Source organism: Bradyrhizobium sp., from assembly GCF_016213215.1.
Lineage (GTDB): Bacteria > Pseudomonadota > Alphaproteobacteria > Rhizobiales > Xanthobacteraceae > Bradyrhizobium.
In genome coordinates this window covers 12,465-33,703 of record NZ_JACRAW010000109.1, presented here as the reverse complement: position 1 = coordinate 33,703, position 21,239 = coordinate 12,465, and the positions used below count along the sequence as shown (strand labels likewise).

The following is a 21,239-nucleotide window of genomic DNA, read 5'->3' as shown; positions in this document are numbered from 1 at the left end:
TCCTCCTCAGCTACGAAGGGCATTCTCCACGGCGCTTCTGAGACGGGACCGCTCGGCTTCGCCCGAATGAGTCCATGCATATGAAGAAACTCTGTGGACGCGGGGCACGGCCTTCGACAGCACCTTCGGTCGCCAGATCTCGCGAGCTCGCGCTTTCTCGAGCAAACGGTGCCGTGGCGCGTCGCATTCCACACCGATCGCATACAAGCCGGTGCGCGGGCTCTTGATCGCGAAGTCGAGGCTGAATGCGCCGCTATCCCGCGCCCGCGTCGGCCTCCATCCCTGAGTCTCGAGAAAATCCTCGACCGATCTGGTGAACCCGTCCTCTTCGTGATGGTGGTGGTCGACGCCAGCATGCTTCTCGGTGACGAGGCGCTGGAGCAGCGTTCCACCCGACTCTGAAAGTCCGTCAGAAACCATTCGGGCGTATTCGAGATAGCCCTGCAGATAGTCGCGTGGAACTCGCGGCCCGCTGCGTCGGGTCAATAGATCCGATATCTCCGAAACGGGCATCGAGGTGACGATGACTACCTTTTCTCTGGCGCGTGTCACGGCGACGTTCAGCCGCCGTTCGCCTCCCACGTGACCGAGCGCGCCGAAGTTCTTGCGGAATGTACCCTGCTCGTTGCGTCCGAACGTGGTGGAGAAGACAATGATATCCCGCTCGTCGCCTTGCACGTTTTCCACGTTCTTGACGAAGAAACCCATGTCCTCGCCGTCCTCGACGCGCTCGCGTTCGCGTATCAGTGCGTCGCGAAAGGCCCGGTCGGTCTCCGCCTTCTCCTCGAGCGCATCTTCGATGGCATCGGCCTGCTTGCGGTTGAATGTGACCACGCCGACGGACGGCGGCGCCTTGTTATGCCAGAGCTCGGAGAGATATTCGACCACATCCGCAGCTTCCTTCTCGTTGGTCTGCGTCTTGTAGACACCATCCGACCGGATGACTTGAATTGGCTTGACCTTTCGGATCGTCTCTTCGGGGTGGCGGACCGGCACGCTGAGGCCGTTCGCGTAGAACGAGGCGTTCGAAAACGAGATGAGCTCGCGATATTTCGAGCGGTAATGCACCTGGAGCGTTCGCTTCGGCAGAACCGCACGGGCCAACTGAAGGAGGTCGGGACAATCCTTGATCTCGCGCCGGTTCCACGTTTCGGCGAACACTTCGCGCTCCTCGTCGGTAGCTCCCTCTTCGGGCTCCTCGCCGTCGAAGATGGCGGCTTCGTCGTTCTCCACCTTGCTGACGAAGAAGGACGTCGGAGGCATCTGCTTCTCGTCGCCGCTTACGATCACGAGCTTGCTGCGGAAGAGCGAGGGGAGGGCATATTCGACCGGCATCTGCGACGCCTCGTCGAAGATGACGGTGTCGAAAAAAGCTGCACGCGGCTGCAGCACGCGACTCGCCACGTCGGGCGTCATCAACCATACAGGCCGGATAGCGAACAGACCGAGCGGAACGCCGCGCTCGATGAATTCGCGGAGCCTGAGGGCCCGCGGGCCACGCAGGCGCGTGATCTCGCTCCATTTGGTTGCGGTACCGACCCGCGCGGTTTCGATGCCGTGAACAAGGAGTTCCCGGTTGCAGCTACGGATTTGCCGATCCGCGTCGGCGAGAGCGACGATCTTGCCTTCAACCTCCTCGCCGTCGAAAAGCACATCCGGGTTTGCCGACTCTTGCGCCGTCTTCCACGCCAGTCGGGCTTCGCGGCCGATGGTGGCACGGACCGTCGCGTCCAGATCCGCAGGGGCGCGCATCAGGAGATCGGCCTCCTTCGCGCGCAAGAGTGCGAAAATTGCGCGCTCGCTCTCACCCAAGCGGGCCGACCTCAGCCGGTACTCCTGGTAGCTCGAAAGCATAGGCAGCGCGTCCACGATCTGCGCGATGGCCGATCCATTGGAGCGCCCGTTCTCGATCGTCGAGCGTCTCGATCCGAGCCAGAGCTCGTCGAAATAGGAATTGAGCCGAGCGAGCGCGGCACGGCTCTGCTCCCGGCCGTCGTGCCTGCGCAGCGTCAGATCCGCCCTGACAAAGAACTTGTCCAGTTCCTCGGCCTTCTGGGTCAGGACAGCCCGGTCAAGTGCCGCCCTGTCGGGGCAAGCATCGACGATTACAACGAGCTCGTGGACGTTGCTCAGCAACGAATGTAGATGAGTGGCCAACTCTGAGAGTTTTGTGGGGGAAAGGCCGGCATCGGGCGACCGCGCGAACAGGGTCGTGAAGTGCTCGCCAAGACGCGCCCGCGGCGCGCGCAGGGCGAGCTCCAGCTTTGCCGCCCGAAAAAGCGCAGTGATCGCATCGTCCTTTTGCGGGAGCTGCAAGGATAACAGCGTCCTTGCCAGTCGCCGTTTCCCCGACCACCGCCGCGGATTGATCCGGCCGAGCAGGGTCGGCGGTTTCGTAAACCTCGCTCCCAGCGTGACCATCGTTCGTAATTCACTTTGGTCGACCGCGATCAGCCGGGAAGAGAAATCCTTGATGTATGCTGTCGAGTCCAGAGAGGTGAGCTCGTCGTTGATCTCCTGAAGCTCGCGGATGATCCTGACCCCGGCGGACGTCCCGCCTTCGGAACGCCGAAACAGCGGCAGCCAGTATCCGAGGTATGTGGCGAGAGCGCCGACCGATCGGAGTTTGTCAGCGGTCAGCAACCATGTCCGAAGAGCGGCCGGGTCCGGAGCGGTCAGGCAGTCCGAAGTCTCGGCATCGGTCTGCTCACGTCGCGTATCCGTCTCGGCGAAAGCGCGCAACGCGTCGGTAAAGGCCTCAATGGTGCCTCGATCCGGATTGAATGGTTTCAGGACGGACAGCGGGCTGCCCTCGAACTTTGAGGGCAGCCAATGCTTGGCAAGCGGTCCGCAGCTTTCCTCGATGCTGGCGACGTCCGCGGGATGAAGCTCCGCCAAGAGCGGCCGCAGCGAAGGAGCTTCGATCGGCTTTGGGTGCTTTGCCTCGATCGCAAGCAGCTCGGCGAGCAAAGCGCGATACGATAGCCCGGTCCGCTCGTCCACGGCGTGCAGCGCGGCCTGACGACGATCGAGCTCGGATTCCAAAGTCTCGATCCGCACGGCGAGCCGCTCGCGATCGCGTTTCCAGGTCGGGACAGTCCCCGAGGGGCGAAGATGCAGAGCCTCGACCTGAGAGCGTATCGAGCTGATGATCGCCTCCCGATCGCGATTGACGTCCGTGATCATGACAAAGCGATCCGTCAGACGCTCTTTGTCCAACCGCTTTCGGACGACTTCGAGAGCGGCTTGCTTCTGGCAGATGATCAGGAGCGATTTGCCGGTTCCGATGGCGTCTGCGACCATATTGACGATGGTCTGGCTCTTTCCGGTTCCAGGAGGCCCCTCAACGACCAGCCCCGGCGTTTGGCGGGCCTCGATAACCGCATCCTCCTGGGACGGGTCGCTGTCCGCCGTAAAGTATCTGTCCAATTCGCGTGCCGGCTGCGAAGTGGCGGTGCCGGCGGCGTGGTCCTGCTCATTGAGGCGTAACGCCGCTTCCAATGCCGTTCCCTTGGGCGGCAGCTTTCGCAGGAAGTCGAGGTCCGTCATAACGGCCTGGCCCATGAAGGCAAGGTGGAAAAGAACCGCCGAAGGAACCAGCCGACGCTCGTGCCCTGCGACCTTGACGTCCTTTCCAGGCAGCGCGGTGAGTTCGTCGCCGGCAGGTGCCGCGAGCGAACTGAAAGCGTCCATGACGTCCTGGACCGATAGGGTCGCTCGCGTCAGGAGGTCTCTTGCCGCGTCCTCCCACTGCTTGGCCTGCTCAATTCCCACAATGCCGTCGAGCGCCGGGTTGGGGATGACACGTTCGGCATCGACCTCTGAACTTTTCTCACGTCCGTACCCAAGCGTGATATGTCCGCGATTGCCGACTTCGGGAATGACGCGCACCGGCCAAAGCAACACTGGCGCGATCCGCGGCTTGGCGTTCGGCCTGCCATCACGCATGAGAAGAAAGGGAAATCCCATATAGAGCCCGTCAATGCCCGTATCGCGTTTGTAGAGCAGGGCATGGGAATGAAGCGAGCGTAGCCTTCTTTCGAGGCCATCATTCTCTGAGAATGCTGCCGGATCGATGTTCACGTTACGGCCGGTCCGCGCGAGCAGATCATCAAGGATTTCCGCCGCCGGATGCCGCGATGTGTTCAATTCCATCAGGTCGATGCGTGCCGACTTGCCGATCAGCATGCGCGTAAGCGGCCCCCGCAGCACACCGCCGGAAATGCGCTTGGCAAAGAATTCGAGGATCCGCGAGACGTAGCTTTGCTTCGGAAGCGGTTGCCAGAGGTGGGCGGGCACGGACAGAACCGCCAGAGCCCGACCGAGCGGCATGCGTCGGTCCAGCCGGAATTGGTCGGCCCATTCGTCCACGACAGCTATTCCGCACCTGGCGAAATTTTCGATGCGCTCGTCGATGGTTTGGTAAATTTCCCGACGTGGCCGCTCGAGGTGGGCGGCCGCGTCCTTGGGTGAGAACCTTATCCCCGACCCCGAAGATTCTTTCGCGGCTTCCTCGATAACCTCTGCCGCCGACCGAAACTGGCTGGAGGAGGCCGCGAGAAGAATAAGCAGATCTTCCTCGGCGGTCTGCCGTCGTTCGATCAGCGACGTCAAACCGGCATGATCCGTATCGGGAAACAGCTTGCGCTTTTCCTCCCAAAGCGCCGCCATGCGGGCGGTCGAGGTCGACAGAAGATGAACCCGAAGCGTTTCCTCGTCGATCGCGATTTCAAGCTGATCGAGACGTTTGTGAACGGTCTCGGCGCGTGCCTTCAGACGCCAGAGCGAATCCTCAGGATCGATGCGGTGAAGGAGATCGGGCACCGGGCCGGTGATGAGGGCATATCCGTCGGCCGGATGGTCAAGCAGCCAACCGGGCGTCACGATGTTGCCGCGGACGATCAGCGGCATCGCCGGATTCAAGGTCTTCAGGGAAACGGAAAGTTTCAGGTCGTCGGAGAGGTTCTCTGTTTTCAGGAGCTGACGCAGTGCGGCCGCGATCTTGGGGTCGAACCCTGCATCGCTCGCCCAGGTCGCAATCGCACCTCGAACGGCCAGATTTCGCGCCTCATCCCAGTTCTTTGCTTCGGCAGCCGCAAAGGCAAACGCATGCGGAGCGCGGTACTGCCGACCACCCAGCGAAATGGAGGTGCGGCCCTCGGTATCGCCGGACGTCTCCATATCGGGGGCCGAAACCGGTTCACCTTTGAGCCAAGCCTGGACTTCCTTCCATTGCCATCGGCGGCGGCGGTCACGCGCGAGGAGGCCGCGCAGCAGCAGATTCAATGAGGGATCCAGATCGTCGGGCAGTGGCACGCCGCTCGTTAGGACATGGATCAGGAAGGCGTGTTCGTTGACCCCCTCGAAGCACGCTCCTTTCGTTATCTTCTCGAGCACGATCATTCCCAGGCTCCACCAGTCGGAAGCCGGGGCAACCCCGCCGGCGATCGTTTCCGGAGCCATGTAACGCGTCGTCTCCAGGGGAGAGGCGATGTCGAGATCAAATTCGGACAGCCGCGCCGAGCCGAAGCCGCCGATGACGAGATCCAGCGGATCGCGGGATCTGACGAAGACGACGGACGGACGCAAATCGCGGTGACGCAGTCCCGTTTCCGCAAGGGCGTGAAGGGAATCCGCCAACTCCCGGATCACAGATTTGATCGCGCTCTGATCGGCGGGATCAACGGCAAAATCGGCCAAAGAGCCGCCAGTGAATTCCTCGCAGACCTCGTAGGCCCGGTCACACCAGCGGCCATGGACGAAGATTTCAGGTACGTGATCGCGGGGAAGCCTTTGCAGGACGTCGTACACAGCTTGATCGGGCTCGGACCCGGGAGCGTAGAGCGTCAGCACCCCACGTTGATTGTCGGCATCGCGGATAGAAGCGAAACGCTCCCGAACGAGGCTCGAGGAGGGCATCCTGTCCAGAAGCCGCCAACCTTCGATGATAGTTTCGGGAGCTGGCGGTTGCGGATCGGGGGCGGGGGATGATGGCTGGACTTCTGGCAGGTCGACCGGCTCGCCGCACGTCCCACAGATGATGTCTCCCGGAAAAACCGGATGACCGTTGCGACACGTCAGAGTTTCGGGGGGCGGTGCCGGCGCCGGCGGAGGTGGCCTGGGCGCACCACGCTCGGTGATATCGACGGTGGAGAGGTCCCACCCGCAATTGTGGCCGTCGATCACGCCTTCGCAGAAAAGCTCGGTGAGAGGCCGCTCGGTGTCGCAGTTCGGGCAATGTCGGATCATTCTACGTGTATCGTCGGCGATGCAATGCGTTTGTCTTCGGAGGTGCTGAGGGTCGCCCCTGCGCTTTCAAGCACGTGCCGGAGCCGGCCGAAGTCGTCTCGACTGGGGATCCCGGCGAACCAGACGTCGCCGTTCTCGTCGAACATCACGTCCAGCGTTCGGTCTGTGGCATTCAGCCTGCGATCGAGGCTTGCGAACCGCGTCTCGCCCAAGGGTGTCAGAAGGTGGAGCGCCTGATTGTCGCTGCCGCGGAGCACAAGTGTCTGCTTTTCCTCCCTGACAAAGGGGCCGCTGACGAGCGCGTCGATCAGCCCGGGCGAGCAAGCGATACGGTCGGAAACCGCATCCCACTCGTATCCCGTGAAGACGAGAATGTTCGTTTCCATAACGTCTCTGATTCTTGCGGTGAGCTCGAACAGCGCCTCGGGTTGATCAAATGGCTCGCCGCCGGAAATAGTGACGCCGTCCGCGATGGCACTCCATACGGAAATCGATCGGATCACTTCGTCGACGGTGGTCGTCCCGCGTCCGGGCGCCCATGTGTCCATGGAGATGCATCCGGAACAACGTAGGGAGCAGCCCTGAAACCAGATGCCGATCCGGCGGCCCGGACCGAGGGTGGTCACTGGAAAATGGATGCGCGAGAGATCCATGCTGGTGCTCACGGCGACGGCTCGCTTTCGAGGCGGATGGTGGTCGATGAACCGGCACCAATCTCTGTAATCAGGTAGTGACAACCCGTCTGCGCACCGCCGTCGAACAGGGCGCGCGACAATGGATTGACGAGATGAGTCTCTACCTGGTTGCGGATCCCGCGTCCACCGTTGGACAGGTCCGCAAGACACAGACCGCGCAGCGTGTCGCTGGCACTCTTCGCGAGGCTGACGTCGTACCCGAGTGATCGGACGTCAGCCAGCAGGGCATCGACCATCTGATCGAATATCTCGTTCGCCACCTCGGGCCGGATGAAATCGAAGACGATGACGTTTTCGCCGATGCGGTTGAGAATCTCCGGGCGGTTGAGAACCTGCTTGAAATGCTTCTCGATCTCGCTCCTGACCTTCGTCTTGACGCTTTCGAATGGCTCCTCCGGCGTTACGTTGGGCAGCCGCCCTCCCGAGGGATCCGTGACGTAGATTCCCAGGTTCGACGTGAAGACAATGAAGGCCTCGGAGAAATAGACGCGATCGCCTCGTCCCGACGTGAGAACGCCGTCATCAAGGACTTGCAGGAACTTGTCGAGAATTCTTGGATGAGCCTTTTCGATTTCGTCGAAAAGAACGACGCTGAACGGCGTTTCCCGGATCGCGTTGGTCAGCTCGCCGCCCACGTCATATCCGACGTAGCCGGGTGGAGCTCCGATCAGCCGTTGGTCGGAATGCTCGGCGCTGAACTCGGACATGTCGAACCGGATATAGGCGGTTTCATCTCCGAACAGCAGGCTCGTGATCGTCTTGGCAAGCTCGGTCTTGCCGACGCCCGTGGGACCAGCCAAGAATGCGACGCCTCTCGGTCGGCCACCCCTCGGGGATTGTCCGATGCCGGTGACCGCGCGCTTGACGATGTCCAGCATGTGCGTGACCGCGTGGCTCTGGCCTTTGACCCTCCGCCTCACGAACTCGTCCGCCGTGCGGATCTTGTCGCGGCTGATCCTGCGCCAGGGATCTTCCGTGACGCCGACCTTGAAACGCCGGACCGCATCCGAGATCCGGTCGAAGGTCACGGCCTCGCTGCGCGCGAGTTGCGCCACGGCGCTGACATCGAGCAGCAGCAGCCCCTCCGTTTCGTCGACGAAGCCCTGGATGCACTTGTCCAGTTCGGATTGGGCCGCATCCTGGGCGCCAGGAAGGCCGCGCACCAGCGAGCGGATCATCGCGCGCCTCGCGATGTGGTCGGGGCGCCCAATCGGAATGTGCCGGACCTTGGGATTGCCGACGAGAAACCAGTCGGGCAGGTCGCCTTCCTTGTCCACGATCCACACGATCGTGTTGTAGAAGGGTTGGCGCCGCTCGCCGGCAGGTCTCGCCCGCGCGCTGTGCGACAGGATGGAGGCGCGCGAAAAGAGCTGATGTTCGGCCGGAGCCAAGGCCTCGTTCCGGACAATCAGCCGCGACGCGAAATCGACGATGAGCGCCGCAGGCGTTCCATCCAACGCGACATGCCGCTCAATGGCCGCGGAAAGAAGGTCAATACCGCCGGCCGCGGTGCCGTTTGGCGCGGTCAGGCCAAGCTGGGTGAGGAAGCTGCCGTCGGACGGCTCGACCGCCCGAAAGCCATTCAGAAGATCGAAGCTTGCGATGCGGGTGTAGCCGGCTTCCTTGAGCGCATCGGGCAGGACCCTGGACAACGGTGCGGCTGTGGCCTGTCCGGGGGCCACTTCGAGAATCTGGAGATCCCTTGTGTTGCCGGAGAGCACAAATTGGCTGCGTAGCGGCAGAAAACGTGCCAGGTCGCGTAGCCACCTGGCCTTTTCGGTCGAACCCTCCTGCACCACGACTGCCCCCTCGCACACGTTCCGGGCGATTATAGGCCAGGTCGCTCGTAATTTTCGAGTGTCTCTCCAGCCACTTGGCCCGGAAAATGGGACTAGATGCCGGCTTTTCCCGCGCTCCGGACGAATTGGCGCAAGGCTGGCAATGGGGATTTCATGCCCCAACGGCCCAGGCCAAGAGAGATTTACGTCAGCGTGCGAGCATCTTCCGGATCTGATCCAGGCGGCGCTTCACGCCAACCTTCGGGTCGAGGGAGACAGCCCGTTCGTAAGCAGCCGCGGCGTTCTGAAGGTCACCTGTCGCGTCCAGGCACGTCCCACGGAAGCGGTACGCACGCGCCTGGCTCCGCTGGTCCCTATAGCGTTCGGCCGCCAAAGCGATATCGATGGCCGGCAGCAGCAGCGCGATGAGATCGGGGGACCGCGGTCCGGCTGCTTCGGATAAAATGCGCTCGATGATGAGGAGATCGCCCTGTTGAAGGCCCAAGGCGAGCCATGCGCTACGATCGAGAAACCTGCCGTCCATCGTGTAGGCGAAACGCCCGCCATTCTGATAGCCGAGCACGATCCGCTGCTCGTCCGGGATGAACGTGTAGCTGCTCGCCCAACCGGATTCTGGCTGGAAGGCGCCGATCTCGATTTTGGAGCAAAGATCGAAGACAAAGAGCTTGTTGCCGTCTTCATGCGGCGCGTTCGCGGTCTGGCATACTGCCCAGCGTCCATCCGGCGACAAGCCGTTGTTGAACAGGTTGGCACTAAAGGTGCGGCTCAACAAAGGCGTTCCTTGAGAGGTGAAGGCGGCGAGGGTTCCGCTCAAGTTCTCGATTGAGCCCCAGTCGTTGATGATAAAGACACCGTTGTTTGCAACCTTGCCATCGTTTGGACGTGGCATGGCGCCTTCGGCGACGATCTTTCTGGTGTCCAAGAGAATCCAGCGGCCGTGCCGCGATTGATTGGGGCCGCCATCGAGCCAAGCCAGCGTGTAGCGTCCGTCGGGTGACTTGCTCGACCGCCCAAGGAAATCACGCGAAGGAATACGGATGAAGTCGCGCCCGAAGCCGATATCAGCCTCTTCCACGTCAGCTTCCGGCTGAGTTTCCTTCCCAAAAACCCAATTGAACAGTCCCATTTCGTCCCCCGACGATGGGGTTAGCAACGATAAGGCCTCATGCGGCGCGTACCACGACAGCGTTCGGTGCGGGATGCGGGCTCAACGAGACCGTTGATATCTCTTCTCCGACTGCGTTCCGCGCCACTTCGATAAGATGCTGATGATGCGTAAAGAAGAGGACCTGAGTCTTGCGGGCAAGATGTCCCAGGACCCGAAGGCCGGCGGCCGAACGCCCGTCATCGTAGTTGACGAACAGATCGTCCGCGACAAAGGGAAGGGGCGCCGCATGTTCTAGATATTCCTCGACAGCAGCAATTCGTAGCGCAAGATAGAGCTGATCGCCCGCGCCCGTGCTCAATCCCGGGAGACGAACTCGATCGCCGTTGCTGCGAACACCAGCCAGTTTGGGCGTATCGGTATCGTCGAACTCCAGGCTCAGCGCTTCGAACGATCCGTCGGTCAGGATCGCGAACAGTTCGCCGGCGCGTTTGAGAAGGGGCGCCTGCTTTTCTCTCCGAAACCGCTCGATGGCCCATTGGAGCAATACGGTCGCGGATCGAAGGCGAATATATTGTGCCGCCGCATCACCCATCTCGACGAGAGCCGATTGTCGATCTGCCGCCGCACGAGCCGCGCCGTCATGGCCACCGATGGATTCAAATTCCTGACGGTCGGTGTTGCGCTTGTTGATCGCCTGGATATGCCGGTCGCGTAAGGCTTCTAAATCACGGTCCAATGCCTGTTGACGTCCCGCGATCTGATCGAGATCAACAAGCGCGCATTCGTCGCGCAGTTGCTGTACCGAAAAGCCGTCGCCGTCCTTGGAAAGCGCGTCCGTTGCGTCCTGATATTCCGACTGCAGCTTGCGGAGCTCATCAGAACGCTTGATGGCGGATCTGAGTGCCTCCAGGCTTTCCACCTTGGCCAGACGCTGAAACCGCTCAATGGTCTCATGGGCCTCTCGCCGCGATCTCTCGGAAACGTCAATCTTCTCCTGCAGCCCCGATAAGGCCAAATCCTTCTCAGTGATGACGTCTCGAATCCGGGCGGATTCCTTGAGCAAGCGCTCCAGTTCCAAAACCGCGCTATCGGCGTCCAGGCTGGAAAGCTGCGGTGCGACAGCCTGGACCAAGGCCGAAACATCAGCGTCAAAGGTCGATATGTCACGTTCGATTTTATCGATGCGCTCGTGGCGCAAATCATTGATACGGACGGCCAGCTCGCGCATTTCATCAGTGATATTGACCTGGCTCTGAATGACGTCGACCGCCGAGTCTGCCGGCAGCCCTGCGCTCGTGAGCGCGGCGCTCCACTCCGCGGTCCACTCAGCCCATTGGCTCTCGGCCGTACCCTGAATCTTCCGTTTGCGCTCGACATCGGCCAGCGCCTTGCGACGCGCATCTTGAAGGTCTCGCTTGGCGCTGGCCAGTTGCTCCTGCTGTTTCTGAAGATCAGATGCCTGCTCGATCACGATCTTGAGAGGAGTGTTCCTGAGCGCGAGCAAATTGACGCCGAACGCATTTAACTGATCACATATCTGCTCCTTCGCCGCCACTTCGTCGCGTTGATGAAGGTCGATCTCGCGCTGGGCAGCGTCGCGCTTGCGAAATAATTCAAGTAACTCGCGGCGAGTGGTAAGGAATTCCATCATCGCGTCGGGCGTCAGCGGATTGACGCCAGACGGTTTCCACATCTCGATCCAAACGGCCGCAAATGCGGTCTGCTCCGCGACCAGCCTATCCTGCTCCTCGGCCAGCGACGAAAGAACGTCCTGCTGCTCGCCGATCTGTCGCGACATGACGACGAGCCGCGCAGCGTTCTCTGCGTTTTCGAATCGCCGATCCGCCAGCAAATCCGCTTGAACCACCGCAGCTTCATAGGCCTCCGAAAGGTCCTTGTCCTGGCTGAAGCCGTGGACTTCGGCTTCCTTGACCTCTTCGCCTTCGATGAAGCGACGTCTGATAATCGACCACCCACGGTCGCGGTGCTCCCGTGCATCGGTGAGGTCGCCTGGCGAAACGACCTTTTCCTCGGAAATCATCCGTTGATAGGCATTTTGCAGACGCGTGAGGTCCTGACGTGCCGTCTGTGTCCGGTCGTTGGTGGCCTGGATGCGTCGATGTAGATCGTGCTGCGCGTCGCGATGCTGCTGCACCGCCTCAAATGGGGGAATAGACATGGCAACCAGAGCTTCCTCGTCCCGAGGCGCTGGGCTCATAGCTTGAAAGCGTTGTCGGATGGTCGAATCCGCTTCGTCACGCTCTCGCGTCGCGCTTGCGGCACGCGCAGCAAAATCACCCGCATTGGCGGCAACCTTGATGGCCGCCGCCAGCGCAGCAGTGTTGATCGCATCCTGCGAAGCCGCTATTTGCGATTCCAGATCAGAAGCCTTGTCGTGAGCTTCCTGTACCGCGAGCTCTGCATTCTCCACGGCTGAAGCCAATACACCGCGCCGGCCCAACAGGCTGCGGAGCAGTGTGACTTTTGACCGCGCGGGAATGCCGGCGATAATCTGGTCAATATCCTTGCCTTGCCAGTCGAGATCGGTCGCAAGGCGGCGGATTGCTGCCTCGGCGCCGGCAAGCTCGACACGCCGTTTGGGAAGATCGGCTTTTCCCGCACGAACCTGGATGCGACGCTCATGGAGATGTGCGATATCTTGCTCGCGTTGCAATAAGGCGTCGTCATAGGTGAGGGGAGCTCGTTCAGTCCTCAATGCCTCGATCTGCTCAGTCAGTGCCGCTAGGCGCGTAGCGGCCGCTTCATCATTTCTTGCCGCCGCATCCAACAGTGCCGCGGCATCGTCTGGCAGGATCGTAACTGCCCCCAACTCTGCGATGGCCGCCTCTATATCAACGTGCTTGCGCACGTCGCGATACACGCGACGAATGCGCGTGAGTTTTCTCAACTCAGCAGACTTTTCATTGATCTCCCGTTCAAGCGCAAGGCAGGCCTCGTCAGATGACTCAAATGCCGTCTTGAGATCCTGCCACTTGTTCGCGGTCACCGTGCATTCGCGCAACAGGCCCTCTGCCGTTTTGAGTCGTTCCTCGGCCTGGGCATATTTTCGACGGCCCGACCGCCGTGCTCCCCAAAGACCGTCTGCCTCCTCAGCCATTTCGGTCAAATGCCCGCGGAGACCGGCGATACCGGCACCCGCAGCGAACAGGATCTGGCCCACATCGTCGCGCGCAGCGACGATGTCCCGCCCTCCCTCACGCAGACGCTCATGATCAAGGGCAAACATGCGGGCGAAGAACTCGCGACTGACACCGCCGAGCGGCCCGGCAAGAACGCCATCACCCGCCGGCAGCGGAAGATCGTTCGCACCAAGCAACGTATCCTTGTTGCCCTTGCGCCGCCGTACCTCCAACGCCTTACCATCAAAGTCAAGAATGGCGCCGATACGCATGGCGGCATAATCGTGGAGGAAGTTACGAGGCGACGTCGTCGGGATCCCAAACAGAAGATCCTCGATGGCCGCCATGGCCGTTGATTTGCCGGCTTCATTCGGACCGAAGATGACGTGCAAGTCGGTCTTGCCCTGTGGCAGATCGATGGACGCATCCGTGAAATGACCGTAGCGGAGGAGGTCGAGGCGTCGGATGCGCATGTTACGCGCCCTCCCTGGCAAGCCGTGCGGTCAGGTAGATACCAGCGAGGCTCGCGAGGCGCGCATAGTCACCCTCAATCGCAGCCTTCAAGAACGGATCGTCGAACTCTGACCTCACCTCGTGAGGGAGCTTTCGAACCAGGTCGCCGAATTCAGAGCCAAATTGCGCGAGCAAGTCGCTCTCCGTGCCGGCCTGGGCCAGAGCGGATTGAAGGTCCCCAATTGTCTCGCCAGCCGACGCCGGAACAAGTCGAACATTGTCCGGTTCGGTTGAAATCACAACACGCTCAATCCAGGCCACCTCATCCCCGAGCGCAAGAGCAATGGCGCGGCATTCAGCCAGGAGGTGTTCCGTTGAGCCGACCAGTTGGCCGTGAAGCTCGCTTCTGCCGGTCAGCTCGACCCGGCACGCAAGGAGACGCCCGGCGGTCTCGGTAGCAGCCGCGCCTTCGATAGCGGCTCGAATGCGATCGATGACTTCGCCCGCTCGCGCACATCCGTCGATAGGAACATGCAACTGTCGCCAGCGGACAACGCTGGCGTCGAGCGGCGATATCTCCTCGATCTGCCCTTCCTCGACATTAATCAGATAGGCGGTTTTCGCCCCTGCTTCTCTGATATGCCGCCCCTGAAGATTGCCGCAAAACACGACATGGGGGTCCTCACAAAGAATGGTCGCCTGGTGCACATGCGCCAGGGCCCAATATTGGTACCCCTTGTTGATGAGGTCATCGAGCGTGCAGGGTGCGTAATTGACGTGCCCGCCCATGCCGCCAAGACCGGTGTGCAGGACCCCAATATTGAAAAGACCACTCACCGGCTCTGGATAGTCGGGTACTAGGTTTTCTGTAACGTCGCGTTGGCGGAAGCTTTGCCCGTGAACGGCAACATCGTAGCCATCAAGCTTGAAAGTCTGAGGTTTTCGCGAGGAAAAAACTTGGACGTTCTCTGGCAAAAAGAGGCGCTTAGTGATCTGGCTTTCGGCGTCGTGGTTGCCGTACAGAAGAAAAACAGGAATGCCGGCCTGCGCAAGCCGCCCCATCTGTCGTACAAAGAACAAACCCGTCTGATAGTCGCGCCAATCGCCATCATAAAGATCGCCGGCAATAATCATGAAGGCGACGTCTTCATCGATCGCGCGTGTCACCAGATTGTCCAGCGCAGCGCGCGTCGCCGTTCGAATCCGTTCGGCGGCGGGCCCCTCCTGGCCAGCCAGGCCTTTTAATGGACTATCGAGATGGACATCGCCTGTATGTATAAAACGAAACGACTTCAATGGTGGAATCCTTCCCCAGGCACCTCAAGCGACCCGATGATGTTCGATCAGCAGGGCGGAGCTGGTGCCCGCCAGGGTTCCACATTCTCGTTTTGTTCGCAATCGGGTCGATCAATGATTCCCCCAAGCTCCACAGCGAAAATCTACCCTTGAACACCTGAAGAACGGTCCAATTTATCGATATGCAGCTCCTCGGCGGGGGCACTCGGGAAAGGGTCCCGCCGCCATGAAGTATGCCGGCGTCGCTATCACTGCCCCGTTCCCGGGTGCCCTCTTAACCGGTCTCGTCGCTGCACTCGGTCCCGCTGCCGCCTTCGGCGTCGCTATGCTCACGCTCCTGCGGGTGGCATTTCAGTCGGGCGATGCGCGTTCGCGCACGCCTGATGGGCTTCGCGATCAATGATGCATAAGAGGAAGAGTGGAGCGGCGTTGACCGTGACGGGTTGAGGGCCGGAGGAGAGTCTTCCGGCGCCCCTCATAGAGATTTCTCCCATGAATACGCAGGTTCTTTCGGTCGGGCTTCCCGACCAATAGCGTAGTCTTGGGTGAGGTTTTCGACGCCGGGTCATAGACGGAGTAGAGCGCCTGCCGAAAACCTCCGCAAACAACCCTATACGTTGAGATGGGAACAGGCGCCGGCTACTGTTTCTCGTGACGGTTGCGAGTCGCTGCCCCGATCACATGCGGCACCGCCGTTTTGAAAGGAAGTCTGCATGGAGGCGCCTTGGGCCGCTCTGCCTTGCGCTTTTCCTCTCGTTTTCCACGTCCAGCCTCCGGGCAGGACCGATCGACGTGAACGCCATTGTGGTGGTCGATGGCGACACCATCGACGTGGGGGCGCACCGTTACCGCCTGGTCGGCTTCGACACGCCCGAGATCCAGACGCAGAGGCGCCAGGTGTCGCCGGATGAAAGATCGCTGGCCGCGCTTGCGAAGCAGCGGTTTGTTGAGCTGCTGCACGGCGGTTCACTCGACTTGACCGAAGTCGATTGCTCCTGTCCGGCCGAGACGCTCGGCACCAAGAAGTGCAATCATGGCCGGAAATGCGGCATCCTGCTGCTCAACGGCAAGAACATCGGCGACACCTTGATTGCGGAAGAACTGGCCGTGCCGTTCCATTGCGGCAAGACCCGCTGCCCGAAAATGCCGGACTGGCCGAAGATCATCGCGCGGCAGTTTCCCGGAAGGTAGCCTTCACCTTCCGCATAGAAGCAAGCTTTCGCAGGCGCTCCGACGCTGCCCAGGGCTGGTGGGGGACAAACCCTTGATTTCGTGCGGTAGTTGCGTTTTGATGCATTGCCTCGGGGGGCGAGAAGATGCGTTGGCTGGGAATTGTGGTGCTCTGTGTGGCGCTGGGCGGATGCTACGCCACTGGCGCAGATGTTCGCGCCAGACTGGGCCAAGACTACATCGGAAAGAATGTTGATGCCCTTGTCGTTCGGTGGGGCCCGCCCGTAAGCACTTTCAAGATGAACAGCGGCGAAACCGCCTATACGTGGCAACTCGCAACTGCCAGCTCCATTTCGGTCTCTCGGGACGGTCAAGGGAGCGCGTCCGGAAGCTCGCGGGGATACGCTTGCAAGGTCAATGTCATTGCAGCGCCGGGAGGAACGATCACACGGCTCGACACCGAGGATAAGGACAGCAGCGTCTACTACGGGCCGATCCCTACGGGCATCCAGACTGGCAGCATTTGCGCAGAGCAACTTGGAATGAAGCAGTAGAGGCTGGGCTGGTTATAAGGTGGAGCAACGGCGCCGCTGCTCTCCTGCCCCGACTGTGCTAACGGCGGAACAGTGCAAGGCTGTTCTGGGTGGCAGTCACCAGATCTACCGCCCTCTTGACTCGAACTGCCCCACGGTCATGCCCCTCTGAAAAGCAGAGATAGCGCCGGGAAAGCTTCGCTGCGGGCAGTATCAGGTAATCGGCGATCGCCTTGTTCGCTTCGTCCAACCTCAGAACGACCAGCAATCCGGACTGATTTTGCCGACGATGGATACGCCACGAGGAAACGTGGTTTGAACCCCGCATCTTTAAGTGCCGGGCCACCTGGAAATGTATTCGTACCCTGCCGCGGACGGTCACACACGGAAACCTCGTGTTGATTTCCACCTTTGAACAGCCTATCGCCTCGGCAACCTGTCTTGCATGAGCCTCCAAGACCTCCAGCCAGTGCTCCTTGCTGTCGATCCAATCGTAGTTGCGGGACCCTCCATAGCCGATCAGCTGGAAGGCTTTCCGCAGCGATCCGAAATGCTTGATGTAGGACGATGTGCTCGGGAGGCCCGAAGCGGCACAGATCATCCTCGCCGTAAGCTTGCCCTTGCGCCTTAAGAGCAGGCGCAAGCGGCGCAACATGTCCTCCTCCGGGATGCTGATGTATCGCTCAGCCAATATCTCCTGTGCACGGGCAAAGAGTTCCGGATCGATCACCGGATCAAGCACAGGGTCGCTTCTGACCCAACGGTCGCGGGGGTTGTTGACCAGCTTCTGTCCAAGCCGGCGTGAGGTCCGGTTGTAGACGATATTGCCGGCATAGTTCTCGTTTCTGAGGATGTTGTGGACCATAGTGTCTGTCCACGGCCGGCCGTGCTGGTTGGCGGCACCGCCATCATTGAGTTTCCGTGCGATCTCGCTTTCAAAACTCTGTTCGACCACGAACTGCCGGAATATCCACTTTACGATGGCCGTTTCCTCTTGGGGCCCGAGCGCCAGCTGCACGCGGTCCGTTTGTAGGGATTTTCGCTCGCCCTTTTCCAATTGGCCTTTCGACTGGCGGCTCTCGCCGATGAGTTCGCGGCGTAAGCCGAAGGTCAGCGGGCCGCCGACGCGAAAGCCCAGGCTGGCGACCCGACAGTGGCCGGTATGCACCTTGACCGACAGCTCGCGACTGAATTCAGCCGCCATCACCCGCTTGATGTTTTTCACGATGCTCGACAGCAGGCTTCCATCATTGTCGAACTGTTCCGCGCAATAGGTGACCTTGATCCCGTTCTCCTTGCAGATGAACTCGTAATAGGCGCTTTCGTCGACATCCTGGAAGCGACCCCACCGACTGACGTCATAGACCAGGATGTTATCAAACTCCGCCTTGCCGGAGCGGACATCATTGATCAGCTCGGCGAGTCCTGGCCGGCCGTTGATGCGCAGGCCGCTGCGACCGTCATCGCGATAGGTTTGAACGATGTTAAGGCCATTCTGCTGAGCATAGGCCGCAATGGCCGCAGCCTGGTTCTGGATCGAATAGCGCTGATGGTCGGTTGACATCCGGACGTATTGTGCTGCGCGAAGGGCCTTGATGCGCTTCGCCAGACTTGTGCCCTTGCGTATGACAAGCGCATTTGCCATCGGCCGACGTCCGGAAAGGACTGATTGATCTTACCCCCTGGTAAGGCCCCGAGCAACGTCGAAGGCCTTAGCGGCGACGGCAGGAATAACTCGGACGGCGTCAGCAAGCTCAAGGCCGACAACGACTAACCAGGCCGCGGACATCCGCGATCTTCGTAAGTGGGGCGGCGCGCTGTAAACCTCCTAAGTGAGCTGCAACCAAGGAAAGTTAGCCGGTTGCACATTTGCATCAGCAATATTTGCGCGCATCATCGAACCAGGGGCGGGGGGTGATTCCTTCGCCGGTAATTCAGCGCTGAGGTCCCGTGCAGGTCCCTGATAGCGACTTCTCCATTGCGAACACTCCGTTGCCCTGGTGGTCTCCATATCCCGCCATCAACGGCGGATGGCTCTACATTCTTCGGAATGGTGATCTTCTAAAACTCGGAAAAACCACGAATCCCAAGAGAAGGTTGCGTGAGGCCTGTACTTGGCTGCCCAACGGTGAAGTGATTGGCATCAAGCCATTTTGGTGTGTGCATGAGCTTGAAAGGACACTTCTGTGCGGGATCGCCAACTTTTGGTTTGAGGGCGAATGGCACGAGTTTCCTGACGACAGTTGGTCTGACTTCTTGATCAGCGGCTTCCGAGAGTTCTCCGATCACGACAGAAGTCGGAATACGGTTGATTTTTCTTACTGGATTGGCGGTTCAGGTATGGGCGAGGTGATCATGGAGCAAAACCATCGCCGGATCTCTCTCCGCCGATTCCAGCGTGAAGGATGAGAAAGCCGAGGTATGACTTGGTCCCGTCGGGAGCGGCGGCTGCTGTACCCGCCAGACGGCGCAAGGCTTCTTCGGTATCAACAGAATAGGTCATGCTTACCTTTCCCCAATACTGGATCCAACGTCGCCGGCTTATCAGAAGGCTAAATAGAAACTACAAGGCCGATGACAAGGCCGTTGCCGAGGCGACAGCTGCCGGCCTTCATTCCCGGTTTATCTACGATCTCAAGACCGACCAGGCCCAAGAGAATTGGCTGCTGGAGGACGGGCTGCAACAACTAGAGACGAGGTATCTGTGCATCCAAGCCTACAAGCATTGAGTTCCTGTGCCGCCTCACAGTGATGAGGAAGCTTGGGAAAAGTCCACCAATATCGGCGGATATCAGCTGACCCAGAAAGGATACGCTGCGCTTCGGGCCGAACTTCGCAAGGAGAAGAACGAGCGATGGCAATGGTGGGAGCTAAGAAGCAAGGTGCTCATCGCAGTTGCGACCTCTCTCACCGGCTTGTTCGGTGCGCTTATCGGCTGGTTGGCGCTGTTTAAGAAATAGCCCTGCGTTTGTCTTAACAACAATGTTGCAGGATTCAAAACGTATGCAACAGTGGTGGACATCCATTTCGCTGCGGGCTTTGACCGTTGCGTAAGTCTGGTGCAAATTACAGGCCGTGAAATACGGCTATGCGGATGGCGTAACGAGCGTCTCGCCGGGGGCGCTCGGTTCCGCGTCCCGCCTATGGCGGCGCTATGCTGACGCTCCTGCGGGCGCCCTTTTAACCGGTCTCGTCGCTGCACTCGGTCCCGCGTGGCGTCCCCGCTTTTGCGGGGACGTCGCTATGCTCACGCTCTTGCGGGTGCCTTGTTCGCTGGGGCGATGCGCCTGCAGCGCACGCCGGTGGATCTGAGCGTACCTCGGCACAAGGCAGTCTCGTGTCTTGCTGCGTAGGGCCGGCACCAGCTCACGGAGGCGCCTTGTCGGGTTATGTGTAAAGCTACACATCTGCCAAGAGAGTGAGAGTTGGTTTTGCGGCTTCCGCGACGGGTTTGAGGCCGAGAGAGAGGCTTTCGGTCGCCCGTCATGGAGACGACCCATGACCCAGCTGAATGTTCTGGACGCTACTCGCGGTGAGCGTGGCGGCTACAAGGTGGATGTGAGCCGTGGTGAGCGCGTCGGACGCGTGTCCTCGGAATGGTTCTCCCGGCCAGCGGACGAGCGGTACCTGTCCCTCTCGGAGCTCCAGGCCGCTGTGCGCGGCCGCGCCGAGCGAAGCCGGACCCGGACAGTCGAGAGCGCGGCAATCAGGGTTGAGGCCAACCGTGAGGATGCGGAGCGGCTTGCGCTCATGCTGCCGGGCGAGGAGGTGCCACTCGCACCGACCCACTGGAGCTTTGGTCAACTGGCAACGATGGTTGGCGCGCCATCCACCTATTTGCGCCAGCTCCCAGCGCCGCTCGCCGCCATCAATCTCCAGTATGGGCTGACGTCGCATCGCGCCGAGTTGATCAAGACTCTCGAGGTCGAGGACGGACGCGTCGAGCTGCGCGCCGTGACCGGTCCCGACTACGGCCGGATCTACGACCATGAACTGGTCGCCGCCGTGCAGCGGATCGCCGGCAATGGCACCGGAGACACCCGGTGGAAGATCCCGGGGGTGCTCGACTGGTCGACCGGCATTTACACCCCCCTGGTCGACGTCACCAAGAACTCGACCACGCTGTACGCCTCGGATCGTGATGTCTTCCTGTTTCTGGTCGACGACCTCAATCCGATCGAGGCCGGGAAATTGCCGGACGGTTCGCCCGATCTCTACTTCCGCGGCTTCTATTGTTGGAATTCCGAGGTCGGCGCCAAGACGCTCGGGATCGCGAGCTTCTATCTTCGCGCCGTCTGCCAGAACCGCAATCTGTGGGGTGTGGAGGATTTCGAAGAGATCACCATCCGCCACTCGAAATATGCCGCGTCCCGCTTCGCCCATGAGGCAGCGCCGGCGCTCACGCGGTTCGCCAATTCCTCGCCGATGCCGTTCGTTAACGGCATCAAGGCCGCCCGGGAGCGCATCGTCGCGCGCACCGACGAGGAGCGGACCGAATTCCTGCGCAAGCGGGGGTTCGGCAAGTCGGACACGGCGAGGATCATCGAGACGGTGCTCGCTGAGGAGGGCCGCAAACCCGAGAGCGTCTTCGACTTCGTGCAGGGCATCACCGCCGTTGCTCGCGATAAGCCGCACCAGGATATCAGGCTTGATCTCGAGGCTCGGGCGAAGAAGCTCCTCGACCGCGCCGCCTGATAAACGGTCGAGCCGCCCGGCGGATCTTCCGGGTGCAAGGCGCGACCTTCGTGATTCTGCTTCGGCGCCGCCCTCCAGAGGAAGAGGGCGGCGCTCGACTT

At 60.7% G+C, this 21,239-nt stretch carries 12 protein-coding genes; 5 read left to right on the top strand and 7 right to left on the bottom strand.

Going from position 1 to position 21,239, the window contains the following annotated elements; translation table 11 throughout:
- Nucleotides 1-6: 6 nt before the first annotated feature.
- From HY852_RS18930 to HY852_RS18905, 6 genes are all read right to left on the bottom strand, one after another.
- On the bottom strand, nt 7-6,249 hold the full coding sequence (locus tag HY852_RS18930; RefSeq protein WP_291606319.1) for an AAA domain-containing protein: 6,243 nt from the start codon (nt 6,247-6,249) through the stop codon (nt 7-9).
- Nucleotides 6,246-6,914 (bottom strand): 4Fe-4S single cluster domain-containing protein, encoded by a 669-nt coding sequence (locus HY852_RS18925; RefSeq protein ID WP_291606318.1) that lies wholly within the window; start codon nt 6,912-6,914, stop codon nt 6,246-6,248. Before HY852_RS18925 ends, HY852_RS18930 begins: the two co-directional genes overlap by 4 nt.
- The gene (locus HY852_RS18920) at nt 6,911-8,743 is read right to left on the bottom strand and encodes an AAA family ATPase (protein ID WP_291606317.1); all 1,833 of its coding nucleotides are present in this window, start codon (nt 8,741-8,743) and stop codon (nt 6,911-6,913) included. Before HY852_RS18920 ends, HY852_RS18925 begins: the two co-directional genes overlap by 4 nt.
- 187 nt (nt 8,744-8,930) lie before the next feature.
- Entirely contained in the window at nt 8,931-9,869 is a 939-nt protein-coding gene (locus HY852_RS18915; RefSeq protein ID WP_291606316.1) for a tetratricopeptide repeat protein, read from the bottom strand.
- A gap of 37 nt (nt 9,870-9,906) precedes the next feature.
- Entirely contained in the window at nt 9,907-13,464 is a 3,558-nt protein-coding gene (locus HY852_RS18910; RefSeq protein ID WP_291606315.1) for a YhaN family protein, read from the bottom strand.
- A 1-nt stretch (nt 13,465) separates the two neighbouring features.
- Nucleotides 13,466-14,740, bottom strand: coding sequence for a DNA repair exonuclease (locus HY852_RS18905; RefSeq protein ID WP_291606314.1), 1,275 nt, complete (start codon nt 14,738-14,740; stop codon nt 13,466-13,468).
- Nucleotides 14,741-15,532: 792 nt separating this feature from the next.
- Between HY852_RS18905 and HY852_RS18900 the strand changes: the two genes are divergently transcribed.
- Nucleotides 15,533-15,931, top strand: coding sequence for a thermonuclease family protein (locus HY852_RS18900; protein ID WP_291606313.1), 399 nt, complete (start codon nt 15,533-15,535; stop codon nt 15,929-15,931).
- A 591-nt stretch (nt 15,932-16,522) separates the two neighbouring features.
- Here the strand turns inward: HY852_RS18900 and HY852_RS18895 are convergent.
- Nucleotides 16,523-18,088, bottom strand: coding sequence for a recombinase family protein (locus tag HY852_RS18895; RefSeq protein ID WP_291606312.1), 1,566 nt, complete (start codon nt 18,086-18,088; stop codon nt 16,523-16,525).
- Between the two features lie 305 nt (nt 18,089-18,393).
- Between HY852_RS18895 and HY852_RS18890 the strand changes: the two genes are divergently transcribed.
- The 4 genes from HY852_RS18890 (at nt 18,394) to HY852_RS18875 (ending at nt 21,138) form a co-directional block, all read left to right on the top strand.
- Nucleotides 18,394-18,852 carry a GIY-YIG nuclease family protein gene (locus HY852_RS18890; protein WP_291606311.1) on the top strand — a complete coding sequence of 153 codons (459 nt, stop codon included), beginning with the start codon at nt 18,394-18,396 and terminating at the stop codon, nt 18,850-18,852.
- Between the two features lie 92 nt (nt 18,853-18,944).
- Entirely contained in the window at nt 18,945-19,172 is a 228-nt protein-coding gene (locus HY852_RS18885; RefSeq protein WP_291606310.1) for a hypothetical protein, read from the top strand.
- Nucleotides 19,173-19,178: 6 nt separating this feature from the next.
- A complete protein-coding gene (locus HY852_RS18880; protein ID WP_291606309.1) occupies nt 19,179-19,403 on the top strand; it encodes a hypothetical protein in 225 nt (74 codons plus the stop codon).
- A gap of 538 nt (nt 19,404-19,941) precedes the next feature.
- Nucleotides 19,942-21,138, top strand: a complete 1,197-nt coding sequence (locus tag HY852_RS18875; protein ID WP_291606308.1) for a DUF932 domain-containing protein — start codon at nt 19,942-19,944, stop codon at nt 21,136-21,138.
- Nucleotides 21,139-21,239 lie beyond the last annotated feature (101 nt).